26 protein-coding genes are annotated in these 23,719 nt (G+C 29.0%); 4 read left to right on the plus strand and 22 right to left on the minus strand.

Annotation, left to right across the window (positions count from 1 at the left end; translation table 11 throughout):
• Window positions 1–4: 4 nt before the first annotated feature.
• A complete protein-coding gene (locus tag AEBR_RS09255; RefSeq protein WP_129086519.1) occupies window positions 5–2,596 on the minus strand; it encodes a phospholipase effector Tle1 domain-containing protein in 2,592 nt (863 codons plus the stop codon).
• Window positions 2,596–3,987, minus strand: a complete 1,392-nt coding sequence (locus AEBR_RS09260) for an SEL1-like repeat protein (protein ID WP_129086518.1) — start codon at window positions 3,985–3,987, stop codon at window positions 2,596–2,598. Before AEBR_RS09260 ends, AEBR_RS09255 begins: the two co-directional genes overlap by 1 nt.
• Before the next feature lie 1,759 nt (window positions 3,988–5,746).
• Here AEBR_RS09260 and AEBR_RS09265 point away from each other — a divergent pair.
• Entirely contained in the window at window positions 5,747–7,135 is a 1,389-nt protein-coding gene (locus AEBR_RS09265) for a hypothetical protein (RefSeq protein WP_129086517.1), read from the plus strand.
• Between the two features lie 56 nt (window positions 7,136–7,191).
• Here the strand turns inward: AEBR_RS09265 and AEBR_RS09270 are convergent, their stop codons facing one another.
• Genes AEBR_RS09270 through AEBR_RS09290 form a run of 5 tightly spaced genes read right to left on the minus strand, consistent with a single transcriptional unit; the run spans window position 7,192 to window position 10,670 of the window.
• Entirely contained in the window at window positions 7,192–7,896 is a 705-nt protein-coding gene (locus tag AEBR_RS09270; protein WP_129086516.1) for a hypothetical protein, read from the minus strand.
• Entirely contained in the window at window positions 7,868–9,097 is a 1,230-nt protein-coding gene (locus tag AEBR_RS09275; RefSeq protein WP_164969451.1) for a vWA domain-containing protein, read from the minus strand. Before AEBR_RS09275 ends, AEBR_RS09270 begins: the two co-directional genes overlap by 29 nt.
• Entirely contained in the window at window positions 9,078–10,085 is a 1,008-nt protein-coding gene (locus tag AEBR_RS09280; protein ID WP_129086514.1) for an ATP-binding protein, read from the minus strand. Before AEBR_RS09280 ends, AEBR_RS09275 begins: the two co-directional genes overlap by 20 nt.
• An 8-nt stretch (window positions 10,086–10,093) precedes the next feature.
• Window positions 10,094–10,282, minus strand: a complete 189-nt coding sequence (locus AEBR_RS09285) for a hypothetical protein (protein WP_129086513.1) — start codon at window positions 10,280–10,282, stop codon at window positions 10,094–10,096.
• On the minus strand, window positions 10,269–10,670 hold the full coding sequence (locus AEBR_RS09290; RefSeq protein WP_129086512.1) for a bacteriohemerythrin: 402 nt from the start codon (window positions 10,668–10,670) through the stop codon (window positions 10,269–10,271). The genes AEBR_RS09285 and AEBR_RS09290 overlap by 14 nt, the downstream gene beginning before the upstream one ends.
• 86 nt (window positions 10,671–10,756) lie before the next feature.
• Between AEBR_RS09290 and sfsA the strand changes: the two genes are divergently transcribed.
• Both sfsA and AEBR_RS09300 read left to right on the plus strand, forming a co-directional pair.
• Complete coding sequence (sfsA, locus tag AEBR_RS09295) at window positions 10,757–11,440, plus strand: DNA/RNA nuclease SfsA (RefSeq protein ID WP_129086511.1); 684 nt, start codon at window positions 10,757–10,759, stop codon at window positions 11,438–11,440.
• An 89-nt stretch (window positions 11,441–11,529) separates the two neighbouring features.
• A complete protein-coding gene (locus tag AEBR_RS09300) occupies window positions 11,530–11,721 on the plus strand; it encodes a YgaP-like transmembrane domain (protein WP_129086510.1) in 192 nt (63 codons plus the stop codon).
• A 38-nt stretch (window positions 11,722–11,759) separates the two neighbouring features.
• Here the strand turns inward: AEBR_RS09300 and AEBR_RS09305 are convergent, their stop codons facing one another.
• The 6 genes from AEBR_RS09305 to AEBR_RS09330 form a co-directional block, all read right to left on the minus strand.
• Window positions 11,760–12,494 (minus strand): IclR family transcriptional regulator, encoded by a 735-nt coding sequence (locus AEBR_RS09305; protein ID WP_129086509.1) that lies wholly within the window; start codon window positions 12,492–12,494, stop codon window positions 11,760–11,762.
• A 44-nt stretch (window positions 12,495–12,538) separates the two neighbouring features.
• Window positions 12,539–13,099: a DJ-1/PfpI family protein gene (locus tag AEBR_RS09310; RefSeq protein WP_129086508.1), complete on the minus strand. Its 561-nt coding sequence runs from the start codon at window positions 13,097–13,099 to the stop codon at window positions 12,539–12,541.
• Between the two features lie 88 nt (window positions 13,100–13,187).
• Window positions 13,188–13,892, minus strand: coding sequence for an alpha/beta fold hydrolase (locus AEBR_RS09315; protein WP_129086507.1), 705 nt, complete (start codon window positions 13,890–13,892; stop codon window positions 13,188–13,190).
• Complete coding sequence (locus AEBR_RS09320) at window positions 13,831–15,018, minus strand: DUF3095 family protein (RefSeq protein WP_129086506.1); 1,188 nt, start codon at window positions 15,016–15,018, stop codon at window positions 13,831–13,833. Before AEBR_RS09320 ends, AEBR_RS09315 begins: the two co-directional genes overlap by 62 nt.
• Window positions 15,011–15,706 carry an alpha/beta fold hydrolase gene (locus AEBR_RS09325; protein ID WP_129086505.1) on the minus strand — a complete coding sequence of 232 codons (696 nt, stop codon included), beginning with the start codon at window positions 15,704–15,706 and terminating at the stop codon, window positions 15,011–15,013. The genes AEBR_RS09320 and AEBR_RS09325 overlap by 8 nt, the downstream gene beginning before the upstream one ends.
• 43 nt (window positions 15,707–15,749) lie before the next feature.
• Complete coding sequence (locus AEBR_RS09330) at window positions 15,750–16,682, minus strand: sialidase family protein (RefSeq protein ID WP_129086504.1); 933 nt, start codon at window positions 16,680–16,682, stop codon at window positions 15,750–15,752.
• 92 nt (window positions 16,683–16,774) lie between these two features.
• On the opposite strand from AEBR_RS09330, the gene AEBR_RS09335 reads away from it, so the two are divergent.
• On the plus strand, window positions 16,775–17,170 hold the full coding sequence (locus tag AEBR_RS09335; protein ID WP_129086503.1) for a hypothetical protein: 396 nt from the start codon (window positions 16,775–16,777) through the stop codon (window positions 17,168–17,170).
• A 5-nt stretch (window positions 17,171–17,175) separates the two neighbouring features.
• On the opposite strand, the gene AEBR_RS09340 is transcribed toward AEBR_RS09335, so the two are convergent.
• The 9 genes from AEBR_RS09340 to AEBR_RS09380 all read right to left on the minus strand — a co-directional run bounded on the left by AEBR_RS09340 (window position 17,176) and on the right by AEBR_RS09380 (window position 23,719).
• The gene (locus tag AEBR_RS09340; protein WP_129086502.1) at window positions 17,176–17,970 is read right to left on the minus strand and encodes a PhzF family phenazine biosynthesis protein; all 795 of its coding nucleotides are present in this window, start codon (window positions 17,968–17,970) and stop codon (window positions 17,176–17,178) included.
• A gap of 9 nt (window positions 17,971–17,979) precedes the next feature.
• The gene (locus tag AEBR_RS09345) at window positions 17,980–18,933 is read right to left on the minus strand and encodes a C-terminal binding protein (protein ID WP_129086501.1); all 954 of its coding nucleotides are present in this window, start codon (window positions 18,931–18,933) and stop codon (window positions 17,980–17,982) included.
• A gap of 79 nt (window positions 18,934–19,012) precedes the next feature.
• Entirely contained in the window at window positions 19,013–20,302 is a 1,290-nt protein-coding gene (locus AEBR_RS09350) for an APC family permease (RefSeq protein WP_228712146.1), read from the minus strand.
• 17 nt (window positions 20,303–20,319) lie between these two features.
• On the minus strand, window positions 20,320–20,808 hold the full coding sequence (locus AEBR_RS09355; protein WP_129086500.1) for a GNAT family N-acetyltransferase: 489 nt from the start codon (window positions 20,806–20,808) through the stop codon (window positions 20,320–20,322).
• A 45-nt stretch (window positions 20,809–20,853) separates the two neighbouring features.
• Window positions 20,854–21,699, minus strand: coding sequence for a DMT family transporter (locus AEBR_RS09360; RefSeq protein ID WP_129086499.1), 846 nt, complete (start codon window positions 21,697–21,699; stop codon window positions 20,854–20,856).
• A gap of 9 nt (window positions 21,700–21,708) precedes the next feature.
• The gene (locus tag AEBR_RS09365; RefSeq protein WP_129086498.1) at window positions 21,709–22,083 is read right to left on the minus strand and encodes a hypothetical protein; all 375 of its coding nucleotides are present in this window, start codon (window positions 22,081–22,083) and stop codon (window positions 21,709–21,711) included.
• A 45-nt stretch (window positions 22,084–22,128) separates the two neighbouring features.
• Window positions 22,129–22,608 carry a GNAT family N-acetyltransferase gene (locus AEBR_RS09370; protein ID WP_129086497.1) on the minus strand — a complete coding sequence of 160 codons (480 nt, stop codon included), beginning with the start codon at window positions 22,606–22,608 and terminating at the stop codon, window positions 22,129–22,131.
• A gap of 15 nt (window positions 22,609–22,623) precedes the next feature.
• The gene (locus AEBR_RS09375) at window positions 22,624–23,235 is read right to left on the minus strand and encodes a LysE family translocator (protein WP_129086496.1); all 612 of its coding nucleotides are present in this window, start codon (window positions 23,233–23,235) and stop codon (window positions 22,624–22,626) included.
• Window positions 23,236–23,251: 16 nt separating this feature from the next.
• On the minus strand, window positions 23,252–23,719 hold the full coding sequence (locus AEBR_RS09380; RefSeq protein ID WP_129086495.1) for an HAD family hydrolase: 468 nt from the start codon (window positions 23,717–23,719) through the stop codon (window positions 23,252–23,254).

The raw sequence follows: 23,719 nt of genomic DNA on the forward strand, positions 1-23,719 counted from the left end.
TGTTTTAAGAAAATTTATCTCCTGTTGAGCCATAAATACTTCTTTTTCCATATATTTCTTCATTCGAAAACTTATTTCCTTTAGTTGAAGGTTTATTTACAATTCCAAAACTTGAAGAGTGATGTATAAATTTACTTCTTAAACTTAGATGTAACTCTTTTTCTTTTTTATCATAAGTTGAGGCACTATGTTCTTCTAACTTATTTTTTATATCATATAAAAGTTTTAGTTCCTTGTCATTTAGTGTTTTTATACTTGATAGTTTATACTTATCTAGCAATCTATTTAAAGGTACTCTATCTTTTTCACTTTTATTTTTAAACTTATCAATTGCTTCATTGTGCATCAAATATAAAGTTACAAGTTCATACTCCCAAGAAAGGTTTGTTCGACACATTATCACTCCACTTACATTTTCTTGGTTATAAGATGATGACTTTTTATAAAATATACCATCTTTTTGTAGATTATAAAAGCTATCTACTCCTTGTATATCTATATCTTCATTATCTATCCATCTGTATTTATTATTCCAAGCTTTTATTTTATTATTATCGCCTGAATAATAATCCATAATTTTTACACTCTCAACAGAACCAAAGTTTTCATATCCACCACCAACATCAGCATGAGCTCCAGGAACCATAAACTCTTTGAAGTTACCCTCTTCTTTGAATATTCCTTCATATTTATCTTTAAAGATTGAATATGCATCAAAATTATATCGGTATTCATCTGCTGCCATTAGATGAAATACTGAACCAACTTTATCTTTTTTGAAATCTATTTTTAAATCTTTCCAGTCATTTGATTGTTTCACTCCAAGATGAGTTACGGTATCTACTATATTTACATGTCTAAAAGAGATGGCATCTATTGAGATTTCTGCTTCATTATAATATGGATTTTGATGATATATTGTAGCTGATTGCCCACTACTTACTGTTTCACTTACTTGTTTTATATCAGTTCGAAGAGGATTAAAATAAACCTTTTTACCAACCTTTGTATATAAGCCATCTTGATTTGGATAAAAACATGAAAATATATCTTTCTCTTTTGTATCAAGTGCATATTTTAGATAATTTTGTTCATCATTTATAAGCTCAAACTTTTCTTGAATAGAACATACAAAGTGTCTAGCTTCTGTTGCACCTCTACTAAAACCGAATGTATCTAAAACAAGTTCATCTATATGGGATAATTTATTATTTCTTAGTTCAGTTGCTATTTTATGACAAATATATAAAATATGAGCATGAACTCCTGTTTTACCAAGACCTAAACCAAGCCCAACCATTGAGTCATCATCCAAAGAATTATTATCAAAAGGATCAACAGTACCAGAACCAGAAGCATATACTCTAAATCTTCTTAAATCATATTCGTGGGCATTTGGATTTTTTGAGAAACTATCTGCTCCTTCATAGTGTTCATATAGTCTTTTTATATTTGTATATCCATTTGTATAACTACTACTATCACTATTTGATGGAAGGATTTTTTTGATGATTAGTTCATCTATCTCTTCTTCTTTTCCTGTAACTCCATTTATACCTTGCATACTCTCTACCATATTTTCAAGAAAACTATCTTCACCTTTTAGGGTATTTCTAACTTCAAGTAAAAAACCAAAAACCTCTTTTGCATCTTTTGAGGCATTGTCTTTGCCATAATTATTTTTTATATTTGCACTTGCTTGAAAATATCTTATTTTATCTGTTATTTCATCTCTTACAAGATTCATAATATTTGGGTAGTTTTCTGGGTCTGGGTGGTAAGTTATAACTTCAATATATGAACTATATTGAAATTGTCTTTTTGGAAAACTATTATTTATATTTTCATTAATATACTCACACTGCTCACTCATATACTTTTTATAATCTTGATAAAACTCAATATTGTACATATTGTTATTTGTACCATCAAAAAAAACTCCATACTCCACTTTAGTTTTAGGCATCAAAGTTAAAGAGTCAGTTCCTTCTTCTAAAGTAAGAACCATTTCTTCATTTTTTTTATTATAAACATAGGGTACCATTATTAAAGCATAGGCTTGTTTTGAATCAGAAGTTTTTAGATTTACATTAAACTTTCTTCTCTCTATATCTAAGATATCATTACATTTTTCTTTTGATTTTTTAAGATATGCAACACCTGCACTTATATCTTCCTCTTTTTTTTCATCATCTAAATTTTTCTGTTCACAATAAAACTCTTTAGCTTTTAAAAATGTCTCAAATTTTTTTCCATAGATTATTGGTATAGATTGAAGATAAACTATTTTACTATCTATATCTACACTACTTAAAAAAGAGTCTTTATATTGTTTTTTATACTTTTCTTCCTCTTTTATAGCTTGTCTAACTATTGCTCCATATTTATTTTTTATATCATTTAAGACTTTTTGTTCATCATCTAAACTTCCAGATAGTTCTTTTGCTTCTTCTTTTGATATAACCATATATGCACATCTACTTCGCTCATCATCAATATAGATTTTGCTAGAATTCACTAAAGAAAAAGACTCTTTTATCATAAACTCATCATTGTTATAATAAACCTCTCCAATAAATCTCTCTTTTTTACCCATTATAAAACTCCCAGCTTTTTAAGTTTTTTTTCTAAGCTTTTATCCCCTAAATCATAAGCCTTTTTAAACCATATTTTTGCTTTTTCTTCATCTTTTAACTCTTTTTCATATAACCATGCTAAGTTTCGCGCAGCGATTTCATCTCCTAATTTAGTTGCTTTTTTAAACCAAAATATAGACTTTTTATAATCTTTTTCCATTAATTTATAATATAGTGCTAACCCTCTCATCGAATAAGAATTACCCATTGAAACACCAATCATATAAGATTCTTTTGTTTTATCTTTATCTCCTAAATCATAATACATTGTACCTAACCCAGCAGCACAATCACCAAATCCTTTATTAATACACTCCCTAAATATCTCTTCTGCTTTTTTATAATTCTTATGTTTTTTATAATATATTGCTAAATCAGAATACCCACCACTTTCTCCAAGCTCTTGCAATTTTTTTAAAACTTTTATCATATTTTCTTCATTATTTGTTTTTCTATACAAATATACTAAAGATTCTAAAGGATTTACTTCTTTATATTCAATTGGAAACTCTATTTTTTTTGCTTTTAAAGCTTGAACTAACCAATAAACAGCATCATCATATCTATTATAACTTGCATATTCAGCACCTAAATTAAGCATTGAAAGCACTTTTCTCTCATTTCCATCTTCTAACTCTTTTGCTGCTTTGGTATAACTATCTATTGCTCTTCCATGTTTAAGCAAATATGCTGAATACAAATTACCTAAATAAAAATATGCCTCTTTATCTCCTAGGCTAAGCAGTTTTTCATAGGAATCTTTTGCTTCATAATAATTTCTCTCTTTTACATGTAGTAAGCCTTGGCAGATATAGGCTTTATTATTCCCTTTTTTTATTTGGTCTTCATAGAAATCAAAGGCATCATCATTATCTTTTAAAGCTAATATTCCTCCTATTTGGCAAGTTGAATCTTTATATTCTTTTATACTCATAAATAGTTTTTTTGCTTTTTCTCTTTGTTTTGTTTGTTCATTATACAAACCAGCTAATGAGTAAGTTGCTTTTTTACTTCCCTTTTTTATTGCCTCTTCATATACTTTTATAGCATTTTGAAATTCTCTTTTTACTACATATAATCCTGCTAAGTATTCTAGATTTTTTATTGTTGGTTTATTTTTTACTGCTTCTTTTACACACTCTAAATATTCTTCTTTTTTATTTACTAACTCTTTACACAAAATATCTTTATCTTTTTTATCAAAGTTTCTTAGAACTTCATCTATATTTATTTTTGATATATCTTTTTGCTCTTTTTCTAATGGTATATCTTCTATCTCTTTATTGCAACCATTTAGTACAATTATTGTGAGCAGTATTATTAGTAGTTTTTGTAGCTGGGGTATTTGCATTATTAATCCTAAATAAAATAAAGATTATACAATATATTATTTATAATAAAATAAATTATGTTTTTTATTTGAGTTTATTTGCTAATTTTTTCTAACCTTCTTTCTGCAAAATATGCAAACCGCTATTTACAATCCACTCCGAAGCTTTAAAGCTTAAAATATAAAGCCTCCCATAAACTATCGTCTATTAACTATTTTTCTTTTTCTAAAAACTTTTTTACATAGATTTAATTAGACACCAACTTAAATAAAATGGTATCAAAAATGCAAAAGTCCTTGTCCCTTATCCCCACATTTGAGAAGCCGAGTGTTTATTTATCTCTTTTGAAAACAAGTGACTAAACTGTTTGAAGCGTAAAGAAATGTGCTAATAGCACATTTTAGCAAGTTTTTAGGCACTCAAAAGAGATAATAAAAAAAGAGGGAAGCTTCCGCCTTCGAAAGCTTGTGGGTGATTTCTTTGCTACTGTCTTTCTTCATAAAAGAAAGTTGATAAAGTATATAAAAAACAGTAAAAGGTTTTTGAGAATAAAGTATTATTTAAAATGCTTTGAGCTTATTATGTTTTGAGGAGTAAACTCCTCGCTCTTATACTCACTAAAGTGAGTACGCTTTCATACTTTTTAATTGTAAAAAGTATTGCAAAAAGCAACCAGATGGTTGTTAAAGCTAAAGCTCCCTCATACTTAACTTTTTAAAGCTAGCCTGCAAAACTCCTCGAAAAAGTGATATTTAATCACTTTTCTCTCGTCAAACAGTTTCGGCTCTTTCCACTTTAAAAAGCAAAGCACTCGGCTTCAATAAAGTCTGGACTGAAATACACTAGCCTCGAATTTTCTTTACAATATTTGAGTATCACACCAATCCACATAAAATGGTACTAAAAAAATCAAAAGTCCTTATCCCATATCCCCACATTTGAGAAGCCGCGTGTTTATTTATCTCTTTTGAAAACAAGTGACTAAACTGTTTGAAGCGTAAAGAAATGTGCTAATAGCACATTTTAGCAAGTTTTTAGGCACTCAAAAGAGATAATAATAAGCGAGGGAAGCTTCTGCCTTCGAAACTCTGTGGGTGATTTCTTTGCTACTTTCTTTCTTCATAAAAGAAAGTTGATAGAGAGTATAAAGAACAGAAATGGTTTTTGAGAATAAAGTATTATTTAAAATGCTTTAAGCTTATTATGATTGAAGAGTAAACTCCTCCCTCTCTTATACTCACTAAAGTGAGTACGCTTTAATACTTTTTTGCCTGCAAACAGGATTACATATTGTAAAAAGTGAATATTTAGAATTTATCTCTCATGATCTCTAATAATTTTTTAGCCATAATTATCTCCAATTTTAAATTAATATAAAACTAACAAAATGTTGTTTTATTATGATTTTTGACAAATAAATATACATTATGTAGTTTTATTGGATATATTCAGTTATAAACTATACATTTGAACTTTATATTAAAATTAAGACAAACTTAAAAAATATTACATTTGTAATATATTATTTTATTAATAGCATAAAGTTCCTTATCTTAGGACTTTTTTAAAACTAATATATTAACATTAAATATGTATTATTATTATGTGATTTTATATATTATTTATATATAATGTATTATTAATAAATAGTTATGCTACAAAGGATATTGAATTAAAAAGCATGAATTAAAAGAAATAGTTCTTAAAAAATTAGACTCAATTTTAAACTCGCCAATAGAAAAAAAGATTACCTATGGTTTGTTTCTTCTTGGAGGTGGTTTGATTTCTCCAAAAATTTTCAACTTTATTAGTCTTACCCTGCAAACAGATAATTATTCTGTTGAGTTGGCAAGTAGTCCCAATGACAATATTGCCTTATATATTGGAGTATCTTTAATTGTTATATCTGTCTTATTATTGATCTACTTCAATTTCCAACAGAAGCTATTAAAAGTTGAAAGTGAAATCACCCATGGATATAAAAGTATTATCTCACAAGTAGATCAGTTGGTTGGAGATTATAGTAAAACAATTGAGCCAATAAACTTTATTATCCATAATAATATGTACTTCGTTCTTTCAAAATTTTATGACGTAGAAGGAGAACAAACGATACAAATTCGTATCGATGCCTTTAGAAAAGATGGTAGTTGGAATGAAGAGTTTGGTGCTTCAGGTAGTGGTTACCGTTTAATTGATTTTGATTCAGGTAGACCAGAACCATCACAGATATTGTCATTACCACATAATGAATTATTAATAATAGGAACACTTTACAAAGAAGATGGACCACAAGCATTTATGCTTGTACTTGATAGCAATGGTAAAAATAAAACTACTTTCAATAATGGTCAGATTAAAACAATTCAAATTAATAATGAGAAAGTTCCAAGATGTAAGAATGCCGTTTTACATAATGGAGTAATTTATTTATTATGTTCAGAAGTACACGATCTAGGAACAGCGATAATTGCTGTAAATACTGATGGTAATATAGTACCTTCATTTGGACTAAATGGAATTTCTGAAACATTACCACAAACTTATAAAACTGCTTACCCTTCTGGTATTTCATATGATGTTCACTCAAATGCATTTTACATCGCTGCAAAATCAGGATCTGGTCTTGTAGCAAAATATCAATCCGATGGTAAGTTAGATAATAACTTTGGAGATAATGGTGTAAAAAACATTTCTACAGTTTTACTACACAATGGTTTTGTTAATCAAGTCAATAATATCACCACTTTACCAAATGGAACAACACTTACCGTAGGTGCAGGAAATAATGGTTTTGTCGTGGCTATAAATCATAGAGGTATTAGTGACAATAAAATTGGAACAAATGGAAGAATTGATATTAGATCATTTTATCGAGTGGAAAGCAATACGATAGTCACAGATAACGTTGGAAGAATTTTTGTAGGTGGAATGGAATATGACGGGAACAGTATAATGAATGGGTTAATTAGTTTTTTTGATCAAAATGGAAAACCTATCCAATTGGCAAAAAGACAATCAATTCACATAAATTCTGGACGACCTACTAGGTTAATAGATTTGAAAATTGATAATGATGGTTCTTTATTAGCACTAACAAAAGACAATAATCAAACTATCAGCTTTTCAACTTTTAATATTTATAAAATAGATATTACAAATCAATAGCATAACAAGACCTAGCAGTTAACGCCATGCGTAACTGAAGTCAACCGTTATAAAAATTAATAATCTAACTTCCCCACTAACTTCTCCAAACCTTTTTTCTGCAAGATATGCAAATCACTATTTGCAATCCACTCCATAGCTTTTTTTTGATAATAGTCTAAAATGATTTTATGAACCAACTTTTTTATACCTATAATCTTTTCTAAATACTCTTTTAACTCTTTTTCATCAAACTCTTCAAAGCTTTGAAGCTTGAAATACAGAGCTTCTAAAAAGCTCTCATCTATATAATCTTTTGCTTTTTGTATAAACTTTGTTGCCTCTATTTCATTTGCAACTATATCATTCCATTTTCTTCCAACTTTTAGTTGATCTATTGCCACAGGCAAAAAAACAGGGACTAAATCAAGTACCTGATTTAATTCAGTAAAATCATCATCAGTTAGGCTTCTAAAAAGCATTCTTGTTCTATTTCTTATTTTTACTCTTAAACTATCTTCTATGATTACATCTTTGTGAAGCAGTTGAAATCTTTTTAGTGCTGGTAGTTTTGAGTGGTTAAAAGCCATAATAGATACCAAAGGTTCAGTGTCTGCTATTTGCTCCTCTCTTGAGCCATTTGGTCTACAAAAAGCCCAATAAAGTCTAGCTTCCATATCAGGATGATTTAGATACTTTTCATCCCCTAAACTTTCAAAGTTCTCTTGATCTTTTAACTCTTCAACCTCATCTTTATAGGTCAAATTGAATAACTCTTCCAAAGCTTTCAAACCTCTTTATATTTTTCTTTTCACTTACTACAAACAAAGTACTACAAACCAATGCTTCACTTATGGTAAACTCACCATCTGTTAAAACCATTAGAAGATTATTACTTTTTATTTCACTTGATTTTTTTAAAAACCTTAATACCTCATCAAAATCTGTTCCTCCGTCACTTTTAGGGATAAAAAGTTTTTCTTCAATCAAAGGATTAAAAGAGTCAAAATTTATAATATATTCCTCTTTTACTTTTAAATCAAAAGGTAGCACTGTAACTTGGTATTCATAAAAACCATCACATACATCTTTTACTACACCTAAAAATCTTTTATACTCATCTAAAGTTACACTTGAACTACTATCTAAAGCTATAAAAACCTCAATTAACTCATCATTTTTTTTACTTCCAGGAAGATATAAACCATTATGTATAAATCTCTTATTTGGTCTATCATAAGTTGTTGTTTTTTCAAATAGTGATGCTATTAAGTACTCTTTTAATATATCTTGAAAAGATATTTCTGGTTTTATCAAAGTATCAATCTCTATTGCCATACCTTCATACTCACGGGAGTTCTTTTTGGCTATAGATAAAGCTTGAATTATAATACCATCAAGTTTTTCTCTCTCTTTCTCATTTCTTTTTTCATCACTTACCTCTTCCAAATCCATCTTAGATTTATCATAAATATTGGTCTCTAAATCACCTTTTTTATTTGGAGTAGTTTTTATCTCACTATTTTGTTTTTCACCCTCATTTGACTCTTGATTCTGTTCTTTTTCCTCTTTTTTATATAAAATTTCATAAACCTCTTCAACACACTTATCTTTTAAATCTAAATCTAAAACTTCATCTAAGGGCATTTGTCCCACATTTGAAAAAGTTGAAAGAATCAAGTTTATAACCAAATCACATGCTTGATTCCAAACTCTTCTTTCTCTTGTTTTTTGCCTATAGGGGTGTTTTAATACTATATGTAATAAAGTATGAGCATAAAGATAAGTTATCTCTTCATTACTATATTTTTCAAGTTTTTTCAAATCAATATGTATCTCATTTCCATTTGTTTGAAAAGCTGAGTTACTATTTTCTTGATAAATAGTTGGAATAGATAGTGCTAATACAGATAAAAAAGGGTGATTAAAAAGGAAGTTTATTCGTATTTTTTGAAAGACTTCATCATATGATGTATTGTCCATATTGCTCCATCCAAGCATCAAAAGCTTCAAGTTCTGCTATATCTTCATCTTTTACAATTAAATCTTTTATAAGCATTACATTAAACTCAACTGGTAGATGTTTTACATACAAAAATAGATTTACAGCTTGCTCTTTATTGCTATATTTTTCAATAATTGCAGCACATAAAGCATATAAAGCACTTGGTTCATTGGGAACCATTTCACTTTTCCCTTCCAAAATTGCATCAATATTTGGTAGTGTTTTATAAACTTTTACAAAAGAGATAAACTCAATTGCAGCACCATATCCAACTGTTCCATAAATGATTGGATGCAGACTTGCTATCTCTTCATTTCTTTTTATGATATTTGAGAGCATATTCCAAGCTCTAGGAGTACAAAAAGCAGGATTTGTCTCAGTTGAGCTTGGAACTTCACTACTTAAAAGATCTGGTCTAAAACCTAAAAATCCAATAATAAAAGGGTGTATCTCATTTTTGATTGCCCAACCTTTAAAATCATCATATTTTGCTTCAAGTACAATATGAACCATTCTATTTATAAGAGGACTAGGAAGTTTAAAAACAATTCCCTTATCATTTATTTTATTACCCGCACAGATAATTCTCCACCCTTTTGGAAGTGTATATTCACCTATTTTTCTATCAAGAACCAACTGATAAATTGCAGCTTGTACTGAAAGTGGAGCAGAGTTTAATTCATCTAAAAACAAAATTCCTTTTGAATTTTCATCACTTGGTAGAAAAATTGGTGGCATCCATTTAGTTTGTTCGTTTTTTATTGTAGGAATTCCCCTTAAATCAACTGCATCAAGTTGAGATAATCTCACATCAATTAGTTGTAAGTCACTTCTTTTTGCAATGTCATTTACTATATATGATTTTCCAATACCAGGACTTCCGTGAATAAAACATGGAATATCAGCATCTAAAAGTGCCTTTAATTGTTTATATAATTCGCTTGTTCCAATTGCTGGTGTAATCATCTTTTATCCTATGAAAGTTTTTTGTTTTTAAGTACTCTATTTAACTCTTCATTAAATTTTGAAACAAGGTCTAAAACCTTTGATTTTTCGCTCTCATCAAGTTTGAATTTTGAATTTATAGTCTCAAAAGTTTTTAAATTATTTGTAAAGATTGTTTGCATCAATTCATCTTTGATTTTATCTTCAAACAATCCCATTTTCTACCTTTTTCAAGAATGCAGTTAAATCACTATCCATACTTAAAAGGTGTAAATCAAACCAATCTCCTAACTTCTCGTTATAGTAAGCTTTTAGCATCTTTTTACCAAATAGTGAGTTTGTATTGTTTATAAAATATTGCATCTCTGCAAGAACTTTTCTATGTTCATCTTTGTGTTCTCTACTTCTTGGATAACTATATTTATCCATAAGTTCTTCTTCTACATTAAAGTGTCTCTTGCTTTGTTGTAAAAGTGCCGTTAACTTTTGGATATAACTATCAATACTAGAACTATCTACACTATTGTAAATATCTAAAAATTCCCTATGAAGTTCATCAATTTCATCATAATTAAGTAGGTGTTTTTCATTCTCAAAATTTTTCATACTATTTTATATGCAATTTTTATTCCTAGTTATTAAAAAAAATAAAAGTATAAATTGGTTATAAAATTAAAGATAAAAGGATAAAAATGAAATTTGACAAACTATACAGTGGTAAACTAATAAAAAGATATAAAAGATTTTTGGCTGATATTGTTTTGGATAGTGGAGAAACTATAACTGCTCATGTACCAAATAGTGGGGCTATGACCAGCTGTATTGAAGAGAACTGTCCTGTTTGGGTAACTTTCCATGATGATAAAAAAAGAAAACTAAAATATACTTTGGAGCTTACTAAAATGGGTGAAAATCTTATTTGTACCAATACAGGAGTTGCAAATAAGATTGCAATTGAAGCAATAGAAAATGGCACAATAAAAGAGCTTCAAGGTTACAAAAATCTAAAACCTGAACAAAAATATGGACAAAATAGTAGAATTGATATTCTTTTAGAAGATGAAAACAAAAAGTGTTATGTTGAGATAAAAAGCGTAAGTTTAAGGCTAAATAATACCCTTGCTTTTCCTGATGCAGTTACTTCAAGAGGAACAAAACATCTTTTAGAGTTAGAACAAATGGTAAAAGAGGGTCACCGTTCTGTTATGCTATATGTTATACAAAGAACTGACAATCTACCTTTTAGATTAGCAGAAGAGATTGATAAAAAATATGCAAAGACTTTTGAAGAGGTTACTAAAAATGGTGTAGAAGTTTTAGTCTACCAATCAGAAATAGATTTAGAAGAGATAAAAATAATAAAAAAGATTAGTTAAATTATAAGTTTTACTTAACTTACTTTTTAAATTTATAATAAGTTTTAATAATATATAATTCCTCTAAAATTATTAGGGGAAATTATATTATGAATAAATATGACAAAATTAGAAACTTTTGTAGAAAGTTTAGGATTATAATTGGGATTTTATTAATTGCTGCAGGTGTTTATACTGGAATTTTTTGGTTTTATTTAGGGGTAATACCTTTAATTGTAGGACTTATTGATTTCTGCCCTATTTGTATTTTCACTAAAAAGTGTACACCTAAAAATCTCTAAAAGAGTATTTTGTATATTTCCACTTTTGTGGGAATATACTAACAGATAATCTCATACTCTTCCACAATATCTAAAATCTCTTTACCTAAACTTTTTAGTTTTTCCAAAGACAATCTATCTTTCGTTCCAGAGATTCCAACTGCTCCTAAAAGTATATTTTCATGATTAAATAGAGGTACAGCAACACACTGCATATTATCTTGATATTCACCTATATCCAAAGAGTAGCCATTTTCTAAAACCTCTTGCAAGCTCTTTTTCAAAAGTTCTATGTCTGTAATTGTATTTAGAGTATATTGTTCTAATTTTAGATTATCTACACTATAGTTTCCAAAAGCTAAAATTGATTTTCCCAAAGCATTTGTATGTAAAGGGGTTTGAAGTCCTATACTATTTCTTGTTTTAATTTTTCTATTAGAATTATCTACCTGATTTAGATATAAAACTTTATAGTTATCAAAAATACCAAGGTATGAGCACTCATTTGTTTTTTTATGAATCTCTTCAAGAAGAGGTTTGCTCTTTTCAACCAAAAGTTGAATTCTTGTTTTTTTTAAATCTATATTCTCCAAGTTTTTTGCTATAACTTCACTACTCCCATCTAAATAGATAATATAATCTTCATCTTTTAGGGTTTTTAAAATTCTAGACATTGTGCTTTTGTTTATATCAAGCTTTTGACAAAGGGTTGAAGCTAAAATTGGTTTTCCATAGTTTACTATCTCTTTGTAAACAATAAGACCTTTAGAGAGAGATTTAAGTTGTGAAGACATCTATTTCCTTGGTGCAAAACTAGTCTCCTAGTCTTGCACAAGTTTTATAAAAGTTCGTTAAATTTTGCTAAAAGTTCTGGATGAGCTGGCCAAGCTGCAGCTGAAACAAGATTTCCATCCACATGTGCTGCTTCAAAACCTACATCAACCCAAGTTCCACCATTAATATTTACATCTGGAGAACAAGCTGGATAAGAAGAACAAGTTCTTCCTTTGATAATCCCTGCTGCCACTAAAACTTGAATTCCATGGCATACTGAACCAATTGGTTTATTTTTTGCATCAAAATGTTTTACTATCTCTAACACTCTTTGATTTAACCTAATATATTCAGGAGCTCTACCGCCAGGGATAAAAAGTGCATCATAACTAGTTTCATCTATTTCATCAAAACTTGCATTCAAAGTAAAATTGTGACCTGGTTTCTCTGTATAAGTTTGATCACCTTCAAAATCATGAATTGCAGTTTTTACATGCTCTCCTGCTTTTTTGTCTGGACAAATAACATCAACTGTATGACCTAACATTTTAAGGCATTGAAAAGGAACCATAAGCTCATAATCTTCTACAAAATCACCTGCAATAATAAGAATCTTTTTTGACATAATCACTCCTTGTAATAATTTGTATCTATATTATTACAATTGGTGTTAATAAAAAATATAAGAGAGTTTCTAAATGATTAATGTTTCACTATATGAAACTAAACCACTCTTTTATCTCTTTTGCAACAATCTCTGGCTCTTCCAAAGGTAACATATGGCTTCTGCCTTCCATAACAAGCATCTCTATCTTTGAAGCTTTTTCTCTCATCTTTTTTATTGAGTTTTGGTTTAAGAGTTTATCCCCTTTTGAGTATAAAAGTTTTATTGGTATATTTGAGCTTATTAACTCATTATGTAAATCAACTCTATTAAATGTTGAGCGCAATTGTATCTTATACTCATCTAAACTAAAACTTAAAAACATTCTATGAATCAAATTTATTAATTCACTATTCTCTTTATTCTCTTTGTTAAGATGTGCTTTTATAATTAGTAGTGATAAACTTTTGAATTTTAAGTTATCTAGTTGCTTTAAGAGAAGCTCTCTTCTCTCATTTTCTGCTTTTTTAAGTGAACTTGGAGTTCCTGATATCAAAAAAGCCTTTTTTATTCTATTGGCTCTTTTTGAAATATAGTAGGAAGCTAAATAAGCCCCCAAAGAGAAACCTACAAGATTTATTTTCTCTTCATCAAAAGATTTGTCTAGTTCTTTAATTGCCTCTTCAAAATCATCACTGTTTGGGATGGGAATATGTATTAGTTCAAAACTCTTTTCAAGCTGGGGTTTTATTTTACTCCAAAGCTCCTCGTTGTTCATTAGTCCCGGAATTAAGTATATTTTCTCTTTTTTCATTTTTTAATCTCTTTTTCAATGCAGATGCTGCAAGAGCATAACCTCCATTACTTGTATCTATAAAATGTATATGTTTTCCATGCCTTTCAAAAATCAAACAAGTCATTAAACTATACTTTGATTTATGCAAGCCATAAACTAAAATACTCTTCTTAAACTTATTTTCTAAATAATTTTCCAACTCTTCACTCTTTTCATAGGAAGTTGAAAATACCATTTTTACCATATTATCAAACTTTTGAATATCTGCACTTTGAACAATTCTTTTTTTGTAATTTGCCCATTGCCCTATTTTTAACCCCATAAGAAGAGATCCCAAAAGATTAATAACTCTTAGTTTGAAAAGGACTATTTGCTTTTTTAAAAAAGTTTTAGAAAAAATTGATGCCTCAACACTTAAATTGCTACTATCAAAAGCTAAATTCAAATTTTCTATTGAAAGGGGATGTCTGCTTTGTACATCACCTATTATACTCTCAATGCCATTTAAGATATCTTTATAACTATCCTGATTTAGGCATTTAAAAATTAAAGAGATAGATTCATCTTTTGTAGATTTAATATATTGCCATCTACACTCTAATCCTTGCAAATCAAGGGAAAAATCTTTTTTAGGTTTACCTTTTAAATGATACTTCTCATCTTTTTTCAGTAAATAATCAAAATAGTCTAAACCCTCACCTCTTATTAATGCTTGAGAAAATTCAGCGTTTGAACTATATTTTGCAACTAATATAGATTTTTTCTCTTTTTGAAGTTCTAATAAAGATATAAGCCCTACTCTCAAATCCAAATCATAAGACTCTTTTGCAAGTTCTTTAAGAGCTAAAAGAACTTGTTTAGACTGCTCATATATAAATTTTGGTATTAATAAAAAAGCACCATCTCCCCCAAAAACAAAAGGCAAATCAAGGGTTTTATCAATATTTAAAATTGCAATAATAGTCATTGCACCAACCATATTTATCTCTTTGTATTTACCCTCTTCTATTTTCAAAGTTGAATTTTTTATATCACTTGCAAGTAAATACCAATCAGAGGGAACCTCTTTATACACTTCATCAATATATAGTTTTTCAAAACTATTAATTGCTTTTAAGTCTCTAAAGAAAGTTCTGTTACTCACTCTTCATCCACCTTTGTATCTCAAAGCTAAGCTCTTTTGAGAACTCCAAAGGAATATTATGGCTCTCTCCTTTTCTTGAAATCACTCTCATTTTATGCTCTTTTTGTAAAATTGCATTAATTGCAGTATGGTTTAAAAGTCTGTCTTCACTACTGTAATAAAAACTAATAGGAATATCAAGTTTAATCAAATCATCAAAAAGATTTACTCTTTTTAAAGTTGAAGAGAGTTGAGGAATAAAAGTCTCTCTTCCCAAATCATTAAACATATTAGCAACTATATGAATTAACTCTTCATCCTCTTTTATCTCCAAAAGATCTTTTGCTTTTTCTAAACTAAGGGGAGAAAATTCATTTTCTTTTGCCTCTTGTAGTTTTTTTTGCCTTCTTGGAATATCTTTATCTTCTGTTGAACTTGGAGTTGAACTAACTAAAAAAAGTCTTTTAACTTTTTGGGGATATTTTAAAGAATAGTGTGTAGCTACATATCCTCCTAAAGAGAATCCCAAAAGATTAACTTTATCATTACCTATTTTTTTATCCAAAAGTTCAGCTATTTCATCAAAGTTTTCACAAGGTGGTAGTTGAAAATGAATTAACTCATACTCATCTTCTAAATGGGGTTTTAATCTACTCCATAATCTATTGTCAGTCATAAGACCAGGTATTAAATATATTTTTTCTTTCATAGAGTAGTTTTATCACGATTTTTATTAGAAAAAACTAAATACTTTAACTAATTTTAACTTTTGCCAAATAGATAGAGGTTTTATTATCTTCGTGTGAAGAGTAGTAGCTTATCCAAAGTATATCTTCAAAATATACCATCCCAGCATAACTTGTATCTCCACAAGAAGGCAATTCTAAAACTTCTTTGAGTTTGGATTTTTTTGGGTCTATTAAACATAAAGATGTTCTAACTTTTTCATCATTTAACCTAACAACAGTTAAAAATAGATTTTTCTCTTCCAAAAAAATCATTTTAGGACCACCTATTCGAACCTCTAAATCTTTCCAATTCCAATTTTTATAAGGTGGTTTAGAGTATCCAAGCACTCCTGTACAAGTTCCATTGTCCCTTCTTAAAAGACAATATGCATCTTTGTTTTTTAAAAAGAGTATAGAACTCTCATTTCCTAAAGAGAGGCTGTCTGGGAAAAACTCTTTTTTAACAACTTTCCAAGTTTTTCCATCTTTTGAGCTATATAAACAACCTAATCTGTCTTTCCCTATATAAGCAACACTATATGCTTTTTTATCTACCCAAGATACACTCCATCGCCAACTATCTTTTCCACTTTCACAAATATATGCTTCACTCCAATTTTTACCATCATTACATAACCAAGTTGCTGATTGATATAGATTTTTATTTGAAGAGTCAATAGTGTGTATTGCTGTATTAATCATAAGTTCATTTTTAGCTGTTATGGAAAATTTTGGGTCACGATAATCAAACTTCTTATTCCTAAAAAATTTAATATTTTTCCACTTTTTACCATCTTTTGAACTAATTACTCTAATCTTCCCATTTGTGAAATGGTCCTCACCCTCTCTAAATGTACAATACCAGCTATTATCATATCTAATTAGATCAGTAAAGGCATTGTGTGGGGCTTTATCCCAAATTTTATCTACACTTATTAGTTCAAATTTATCTTTCATAAACTATTTTTAGCACGATTTCTATTAGAAGTAGATAAATTTTTATATTAATAATTTTATGATAAAATCATCTTTAACGATAAGGAGAGAGTTTGAACAAACCTATTTTTCTATTTCCAACAACATTTATAATAATCATTGCAACCTATTTATTTGTTTTTGGAGAAATTAAAACCCTAGAGATAATAAAAGGAGAATACCTCTCAATTTTTGCTCTAATTTTAATTACTTCTATTTTTTTTATTTTCAAATTCAAGCTAAAAGATTATGAAATAATTGAGTTCATTCCCATAAATAATAGTTCCCTTAAATCACTAATAATCTTCTTTTTAATCTTTGAAGTAATCGACTTTTATAGTGAAGATGGCTTTATAGGAATGATTAAACTTTGGTTTTTATACTGGGTAATGGGATTAATTGCATTAATTTTAATGCAAACATTAAACTACTACAAAAATTATAAACTGCTACAAAGAATAGAGAAGTAAACTACTTAAATAGTAATATTACCCTCTAAATAGTGAGCTGCTTTCCCAGAAATTAAAACTCTATCTTTAGAGACTTTACAGTATAAAACACCTGTTCTTTTTGAAGCTTGAAGGGCAACTAAACTCTCTTTTGACATTTTTTGTCCCCACAAAGGTGCAAGCCCTGTATGAATAGAACCTGTAACAGGATCTTCATCCCCTCCATTTGCAGGCCAAAAATATCTTGAGGTAAAATCATAACTCTTATTATTTGATGGTGCTGTTACAACCACATCAAAGGGTGCCAATTTTTTCAACTCAGTACTATCATATTTTACATTTAAAACATCATCTTCATTAGTATAAACTGCAAAATAAGCTTGTTGATTTTTATAAACTTCCAAAGGAGTTATTGATAAGCCATCAAAGAGCTCTTTTGGAGCTTCTTCAACTTTTGATGGTTTTCTATTTGGGAAATCCATTAAAATAAAATCATTATCTTTTTTAACTTCTAACTCTCCAACTGCTTTTGCAAAAAAAGTTATTGTTTCTATATTAGAGTTACTATTAAATAGTATATATGCACTTGCTAATGTTGCATGCCCACAAAAGTCAATTTCAGAAATTGGAGAAAACCATCTAATATGATAAACCCCTTTCTCATTTTTTACTAAAAAGGCTGTTTCAGAGAGGTTGTTTTCTGTTGCAATATTTTGCATTAATTCATCACTTAACCACTCATCTAAGACTATTACTGCTGCTTGATTTCCTTTAAAAAGTTCATCAGCAAATGCATCAACTATATCTATTTTTAGTCTCATTATTTTCCCTTATAGTCCATTAACAATATTTATTGGTTTTTTCCCTTCTATTACTCTTTTTGCATTTAATGCAGCTTTTTGTCTCATATCAAAATAGGCTTTATCACTATAAAAAGCTGAATGAGGATTTATCATAAATCTTCCATCAAGCCAAGACTCTTTTGCTCTCCAAGCATCAAGCATTAGACCAGTTCCAGGAGGTTCAGTTGGCAAAACATCAAGATTGACACAGTTTAAATGTCCGCTTTTTAGTGGTTCATAAAAAACATCCAAATCTTTTACAATAGCACCTCTTGCAGTGTTTACAATAGAAGCTCCCTTTTTCATTTTTGCTATAAACTTTTCATCTATCATTGCTTTTGTCTCAGAAGTTAAAGGACAGTTTATTGAGATAATATCACTACTTTCAATCAACTCTTCTAAACTCTCGCATCTTTTTGCCCCAAGCATTTTTTCAGTTCCACTTGATAGATATGGGTCATAAAATTGTGTTTGAAATCTAAGGGCATTTGCTTTTAGAATTACACTTCCCCCTATTCTTCCAGCTCCAATTACCCCAAGTTTATAATCACTTGTTCTTTTTATATAATCTAATGTATTTATTTGCCAAGAGTCTCTGTAATCTCTACATTTATAATCATATCTTGAGATACCACGAGCTATATTCATAATCATTGCAATTGCTGTATCACTAACCTCTTCTGTACCATAATCAGGAGTATTTGAAGCATAAATACCTTTTTGTTTTATATACTCCAAGTCTAAAAAAACATCATACCCCACACCAAATCTAATTAGTGCTTTTAAGTTTGGTAGGCTATCTATAAATTCATTGGTTATTTTTTTGTGCCAAACTAATAAAACTTCTACCTCTTCATGTAGTGTCATTGATAATTCATCACCTAAAACATCTTTTTCTATGTAAGGGTCTGTTATTTTATCTGTAATGTAAACTCTGTTCATAATATTTCAATCCAATCTTTATTAAAATTTTAAAAATTTAATTTATCTAATTATTGATTAAAAATCTAACTTATTTCTACTAATATGGTCGATTAAAGATATGTTTTCTAATCATTCTTCCATAAAAAACTTCAAAAAGAATTGATATTAGAATAAAGAGTATAAAAATATAAATTGAGTCCCTATTTGTAAAAAAAGTATGAACTAAAAGCGTAACTAATGCAATAAAACTAATAGTACATGAAACCAAAAGCAAATGCTTATTTGCTTCTATCTCCTTATAAAGTTTTAGTGCTGCTACATTTACAATAAAAAAGATAAGAAGAAAACTTGCACTCCCAATTATGGCTATCTGAGATAAATCAATACTATTTGCTAAAACTAAACTAAAAAATGCTGTTACACTTATACTAAGAGAAGGTATTCCATCTTTTTCTTTATCAAAAAGTTTAGGTAACTCTCCTTTAATAGCCAAAAGATATCCTAATCTTCCATTTCCATAAATAGTTGCATTAATAGCCGAAAAGGTTGCCAAAAGAGCAGCAATAGAAACAATTGTGAATCCAGCTTGTCCTAATGCAGGTTTAGCTGCAATTGCAAGAGCATAATCTTTTGCATTCATTAACTCCTTTTCATCAACCGCTCCAATTGTTGTAACTGCTATTAGAAGATAGAGAATAATTACTATTAGAACAGAGGTATAAAAAGCTTTTGGTAGGTTTTTATTTGGTTCTTTTATCTCTTGAGCTGAATTTGCAATAAGTTCAAACCCTTCATAAGCAACAAAAATAATCATTCCAGCAACCAAAATAGAGAAACTTCCCTGCCATTTTGAAGGAGATAATCGTTCAAAATCAAGATAAGAAAAACTTGCAATTATTATTAAAAAAAGTAACAAAACTTTTATTATAACAACTGCCGTTTCAGATTTACTTACAAAAGAAGCACTAATAAGATTGATAATTAAAGGCAAAATAATAGCTATCGAAATAAATAAATGATTATAAAAATTGTTTGAACTACCTAATAATGCTTGGGCATAAGAGGAAAAAGCAACAGCATATAAAGAGATTGTAACTAAATAACTAAGCCAAAGCATAAAGTTTACACTTCCTGATAAATAGTTATGTCCAAAGGCATTATCTATAAAACTAACTGTACCTCCAAGGGTTTGATATTTTACTGAGAGTTTTGAGTAAGAGTAAGAAGTAAATAAAGCAACTATACCTGCAAATAAAAATGCTACTACGGTTGCTCCATGTGCCAAAGAGACAGCTTCACCTAAAACAGCAAAGATACCTCCTCCTACCATACCACCAATACCAATTGCAACAGCACCAAAAAACCCTATAGTTCTTTTATTTTGCAAAACTTAGTCTCCTTATATTACATTTCTAGTTGCCAAAGTCCTACATTTAACCATTTATCAAATTTAATCCCAATATTTGGAAGTTCTCCAACTTTTTTAAAACCAAACTTTTCATGCAAAGCTATACTTGCATCATTTGGTACAGTTATTAAACCTAGAGCATTTTTTATTCCCAACTCTTTTAATTTTGTTAAAAGTTGTTTGTACAAAGCCTTTCCTACACCATTTCCAATAAATTTTTTATTTAAATAAATTGACGGTTCAACACTAAATCTATAAGCGCTTCTATCATGCCAAAAGTGTGCATATGCATATCCTAAAATCTCTCCATCTTTTTGTGCAACCAGCCAAGGTAGCCCTGATTTTTTAATCTTTTCAAATCTTTTAATCATCTCTTCTTTGTCTATCTCTTCCTCTTCAAAAGTAATAACTGTCTCTTTAATATAATAGTTGTATATTTTTGTAATCTCTTCAAAATCAGAGATATTTGCATCACGTATAAGCATTATTTTTCCTTAATTTGAAGAAACATTATAATAAGAAGAAACTTTCTATTTGTTTATTTTAAGTAAGCCTGCACCTATTAAAGTAGTGATTGAAGCAAAAAGTTTAACCAAATCTAATCTCTCTTTTAAAACAAAAACTCCTAAGAGCAGAGCAAAAACAATGCTTGTTTCCCTTAAAGCTGTCACTAAAGGTATTGGTGCCATTGTAAAAGCCCAAATAACTAAAGAATAAGCAGTAAAAGAGAAAAGTCCACCACTTAATGCCAATTTTGAATTTTTTGTAATAACTTGCTTTAATGTATTTGGCTGTTTAATAGAGACAAATACCATAAAAATTATTGCATTTAATATGGTAAGAAAAGAGTAAAACCCTACAGGACTTTGTGAAACCCTAGCTCCAAGTCCATCAACTATAGAGTATGAAGCAATAAAACAGCCAGTAACAATAGCCAAAAATGCTGCTTTGTAATTTCTTAGACCATCACTTCGTCTAACAAGAACTAAACTAATAATTCCCGTACAGATTACTATAATTGCACAAATTTCAAGATAACTCAAACTCTCTTTTAAAATAAAAACTGCTACAAATGCCACAAGAAGAGGTGCTACACCTCTTGCCAAAGGATAGACTTGACTTAAGTCTCCTATTTTATATGAATTTAAAAGAAAGAGTTGATAACCTGTATGCAGTAGTGCTCCTGCTATTATATAAGGCAAAGAAGATATTTCTGGCATTGGCACAAATAAAAGTGCAATAAAAGCAAAAGGAGTATGCCCTAATACAACAGCAGACATACTAAGATTTTTATTGCTATTTTGTTTAACTAAAAAATTCCAACTTGCATGAAGTAACGCAGCTAATAAAACTACTAACATAACTGTTAAAGACACTGCTTTCCTTTATCTCATCATTGCGCTATTTGTGGTAATCATCTCTAAAGTATTTAAAATTTTAGCTATGAATATAAGAGTTGAAGATATTAAAATAAGAACATACATAATCACTCTTGACTCTTTTGAAATTCCCTCTTGTGACTGCTCAATATAAAATATTGAAGCACCTGCATCTTTTCCAGCAAGATATAAAGAGATTAATAAAAATATTGAAGCTATAGATAAAATTGCCAAAGATAAAAAATCATTTGTTATATCAATAGAACTTCCAGTGTATGCCATTAGAGCTAAGATTGTTGTTACAATTAGATATTTAATAGTTTGTATACGATTTAGCACCCATTTATAATGAATAAGCTCTTTATCTTTTATCTCTTCCATAGTTTTGCTCCAAATTATTTTTCTATTATTTTAGTTATTTTTAGATTAAAAGTAGATATTCATATACAAAACTTCAAAGGGTAAATGGGGAAAAGATTTTTTATTTGACTCTTTAAAACCTAATTTTATATACCACTGTTTTAAAACTTGATGTTCTGCAATTATTCCAATACTTAATCTCTTTATATTTTTACTCTTTGCATACTCAAAGATATATTTTACCAACTCTTCTCCTATACCTTTATGACGATAAGAAGGAATTACAGAAAGACGATTTAAATAACCAACCTCTTCTCTTGGATTTTCAAAAGCAACACAAGCAACCACTTCTTTATCTTTTTTATATAAAAAATACTCTTCTTGCCTTTGCATATCTGAAAGCACCCACTGGGTTGTATAAAAAGAGGGATGTTTAGGGCAATTATTTATATCCAAAGAGAACTTATTTGCTATATCTTTGTTTGCTTTACTAATAATTGATGAAATAAGCTTTGCATCATCTATTGTTGCTTTATAAATTGACAAAAGAATCCTTACAAGTTATCTATCTGTAAAAGCAAGTTTTAGCCCAAGTAAAGCAAAAGTTCCTGCAAATACTCTTTGTATATATTTACTAATCTTTTCAGAATTTATTAAATACTCTCTAACACTTGTTGCAAGTAAACCATACAAAATAAAAACAACCAAAGTCATAAGCATAAAAATCAAACCTAAAACCAACATTTCACTTGTATATGAACTACTATTTGAAGAGAGGAATTGAGGAATAAAAGCCAAAAAGAAAAGTGTTAATTTAGGATTTAAAATATTTATTAAAAACCCTTTTATCATAACTGAAAAAAGTCTTTCATCAGACTTTTCTTTTTTTAAAGCCAAGGCATTACTATTTTTCCACATTGACCATGACAAATAAAGAAGATATGCAACACCAATATATTTTATAACTTGAAAAGCTAAAGCACTTGAGTGAATAACAACAGCAAGTCCTAATATACTTGCAAGTAAAGAAGGCAAGATACCAAAAGTACATCCAATAGCTGCAAAAACAGCAGCCCTTGCGCCAATAAACAAACCTGCTGAAACTGTATATAAAACTCCCGTTCCAGGTATTAAAACCACTACTAAAGAGGTAATTAAAAACTCCGTACTCATTATTTTCCTTTTTATTCTAATTTCTTAGTGTTGCAATAAGCCTATTTTTATCTCTTAAAAACCCAAATACATCAAAAATAGATTTAACCAAAATATCAGAGTTTAAAAAAGTTTGCGTACATAAACCTTCATCTTGCAAAATTGCAATGCCTAAAATAGACTCTTTTAACATCAACTTATCATTTCTACCATTTCCTACACTTAAAACAGTTTTAGAATCTAAACTCTTTATAAACTCTAGTTTTTTTTCATCTTGATTCTCTTTACCTATAGTAATAACTTTACAACTTGTATTCTCAAGCTCTTTTTGAACAGTTCCATAAGTATCAGCAGTAATTACATAAAAATCAAAACTCTTTGATAATTCATTAATCTGTTCTAAAATACCTTCTATCACTCTTCCATCTATTGCAATGGTTCCATTATAGTCAAATACTATACTCTTTATCTCAAAAGCTTCTCTTCCTGGTATCTCTATTCTCAT

This window comes from Halarcobacter ebronensis (assembly GCF_013201825.1).
Taxonomy (GTDB): domain Bacteria; phylum Campylobacterota; class Campylobacteria; order Campylobacterales; family Arcobacteraceae; genus Halarcobacter; species Halarcobacter ebronensis.

What these genes read in the sequence shown, in the direction of transcription:
- AEBR_RS09315 (WP_129086507.1), bottom strand. Translation starts at nt 13,892, where the DNA reads ATGAAAAAAGAGAAAATATACTTAATTCCGGGACTAATGAACAACGAG.
- AEBR_RS09365 (WP_129086498.1), bottom strand. Translation starts at nt 22,083, where the DNA reads ATGGAAGAGATAAAAGATAAAGAGCTTATTCATTATAAATGGGTGCTA.
- AEBR_RS09310 (WP_129086508.1), bottom strand. Translation starts at nt 13,099, where the DNA reads ATGTCAAAAAAGATTCTTATTATTGCAGGTGATTTTGTAGAAGATTAT.
- AEBR_RS09330 (WP_129086504.1), bottom strand. Translation starts at nt 16,682, where the DNA reads ATGAAAGATAAATTTGAACTAATAAGTGTAGATAAAATTTGGGATAAA.
- AEBR_RS09325 (WP_129086505.1), bottom strand. Translation starts at nt 15,706, where the DNA reads ATGAAAGAAAAAATATATTTAATACCTGGTCTTATGACTGACAATAGA.
- AEBR_RS09355 (WP_129086500.1), bottom strand. Translation starts at nt 20,808, where the DNA reads ATGCTTATACGTGATGCAAATATCTCTGATTTTGAAGAGATTACAAAA.
- AEBR_RS09345 (WP_129086501.1), bottom strand. Translation starts at nt 18,933, where the DNA reads ATGAACAGAGTTTACATTACAGATAAAATAACAGACCCTTACATAGAA.
- AEBR_RS09275 (WP_164969451.1), bottom strand. Translation starts at nt 9,097, where the DNA reads ATGGACAATACATCATATGATGAAGTCTTTCAAAAAATACGAATAAAC.
- AEBR_RS09375 (WP_129086496.1), bottom strand. Translation starts at nt 23,235, where the DNA reads ATGAGTACGGAGTTTTTAATTACCTCTTTAGTAGTGGTTTTAATACCT.
- AEBR_RS09380 (WP_129086495.1), bottom strand. Translation starts at nt 23,719, where the DNA reads ATGAGAATAGAGATACCAGGAAGAGAAGCTTTTGAGATAAAGAGTATA.
- AEBR_RS09290 (WP_129086512.1), bottom strand. Translation starts at nt 10,670, where the DNA reads ATGAAAAATTTTGAGAATGAAAAACACCTACTTAATTATGATGAAATT.
- AEBR_RS09280 (WP_129086514.1), bottom strand. Translation starts at nt 10,085, where the DNA reads ATGATTACACCAGCAATTGGAACAAGCGAATTATATAAACAATTAAAG.
- AEBR_RS09255 (WP_129086519.1), bottom strand. Translation starts at nt 2,596, where the DNA reads ATGGGTAAAAAAGAGAGATTTATTGGAGAGGTTTATTATAACAATGAT.
- sfsA (WP_129086511.1), top strand. Translation starts at nt 10,757, where the DNA reads ATGAAATTTGACAAACTATACAGTGGTAAACTAATAAAAAGATATAAA.
- AEBR_RS09340 (WP_129086502.1), bottom strand. Translation starts at nt 17,970, where the DNA reads ATGAGACTAAAAATAGATATAGTTGATGCATTTGCTGATGAACTTTTT.
- AEBR_RS09300 (WP_129086510.1), top strand. Translation starts at nt 11,530, where the DNA reads ATGAATAAATATGACAAAATTAGAAACTTTTGTAGAAAGTTTAGGATT.
- AEBR_RS09260 (WP_129086518.1), bottom strand. Translation starts at nt 3,987, where the DNA reads ATGCAAATACCCCAGCTACAAAAACTACTAATAATACTGCTCACAATA.
- AEBR_RS09305 (WP_129086509.1), bottom strand. Translation starts at nt 12,494, where the DNA reads ATGTCTTCACAACTTAAATCTCTCTCTAAAGGTCTTATTGTTTACAAA.
- AEBR_RS09285 (WP_129086513.1), bottom strand. Translation starts at nt 10,282, where the DNA reads ATGGGATTGTTTGAAGATAAAATCAAAGATGAATTGATGCAAACAATC.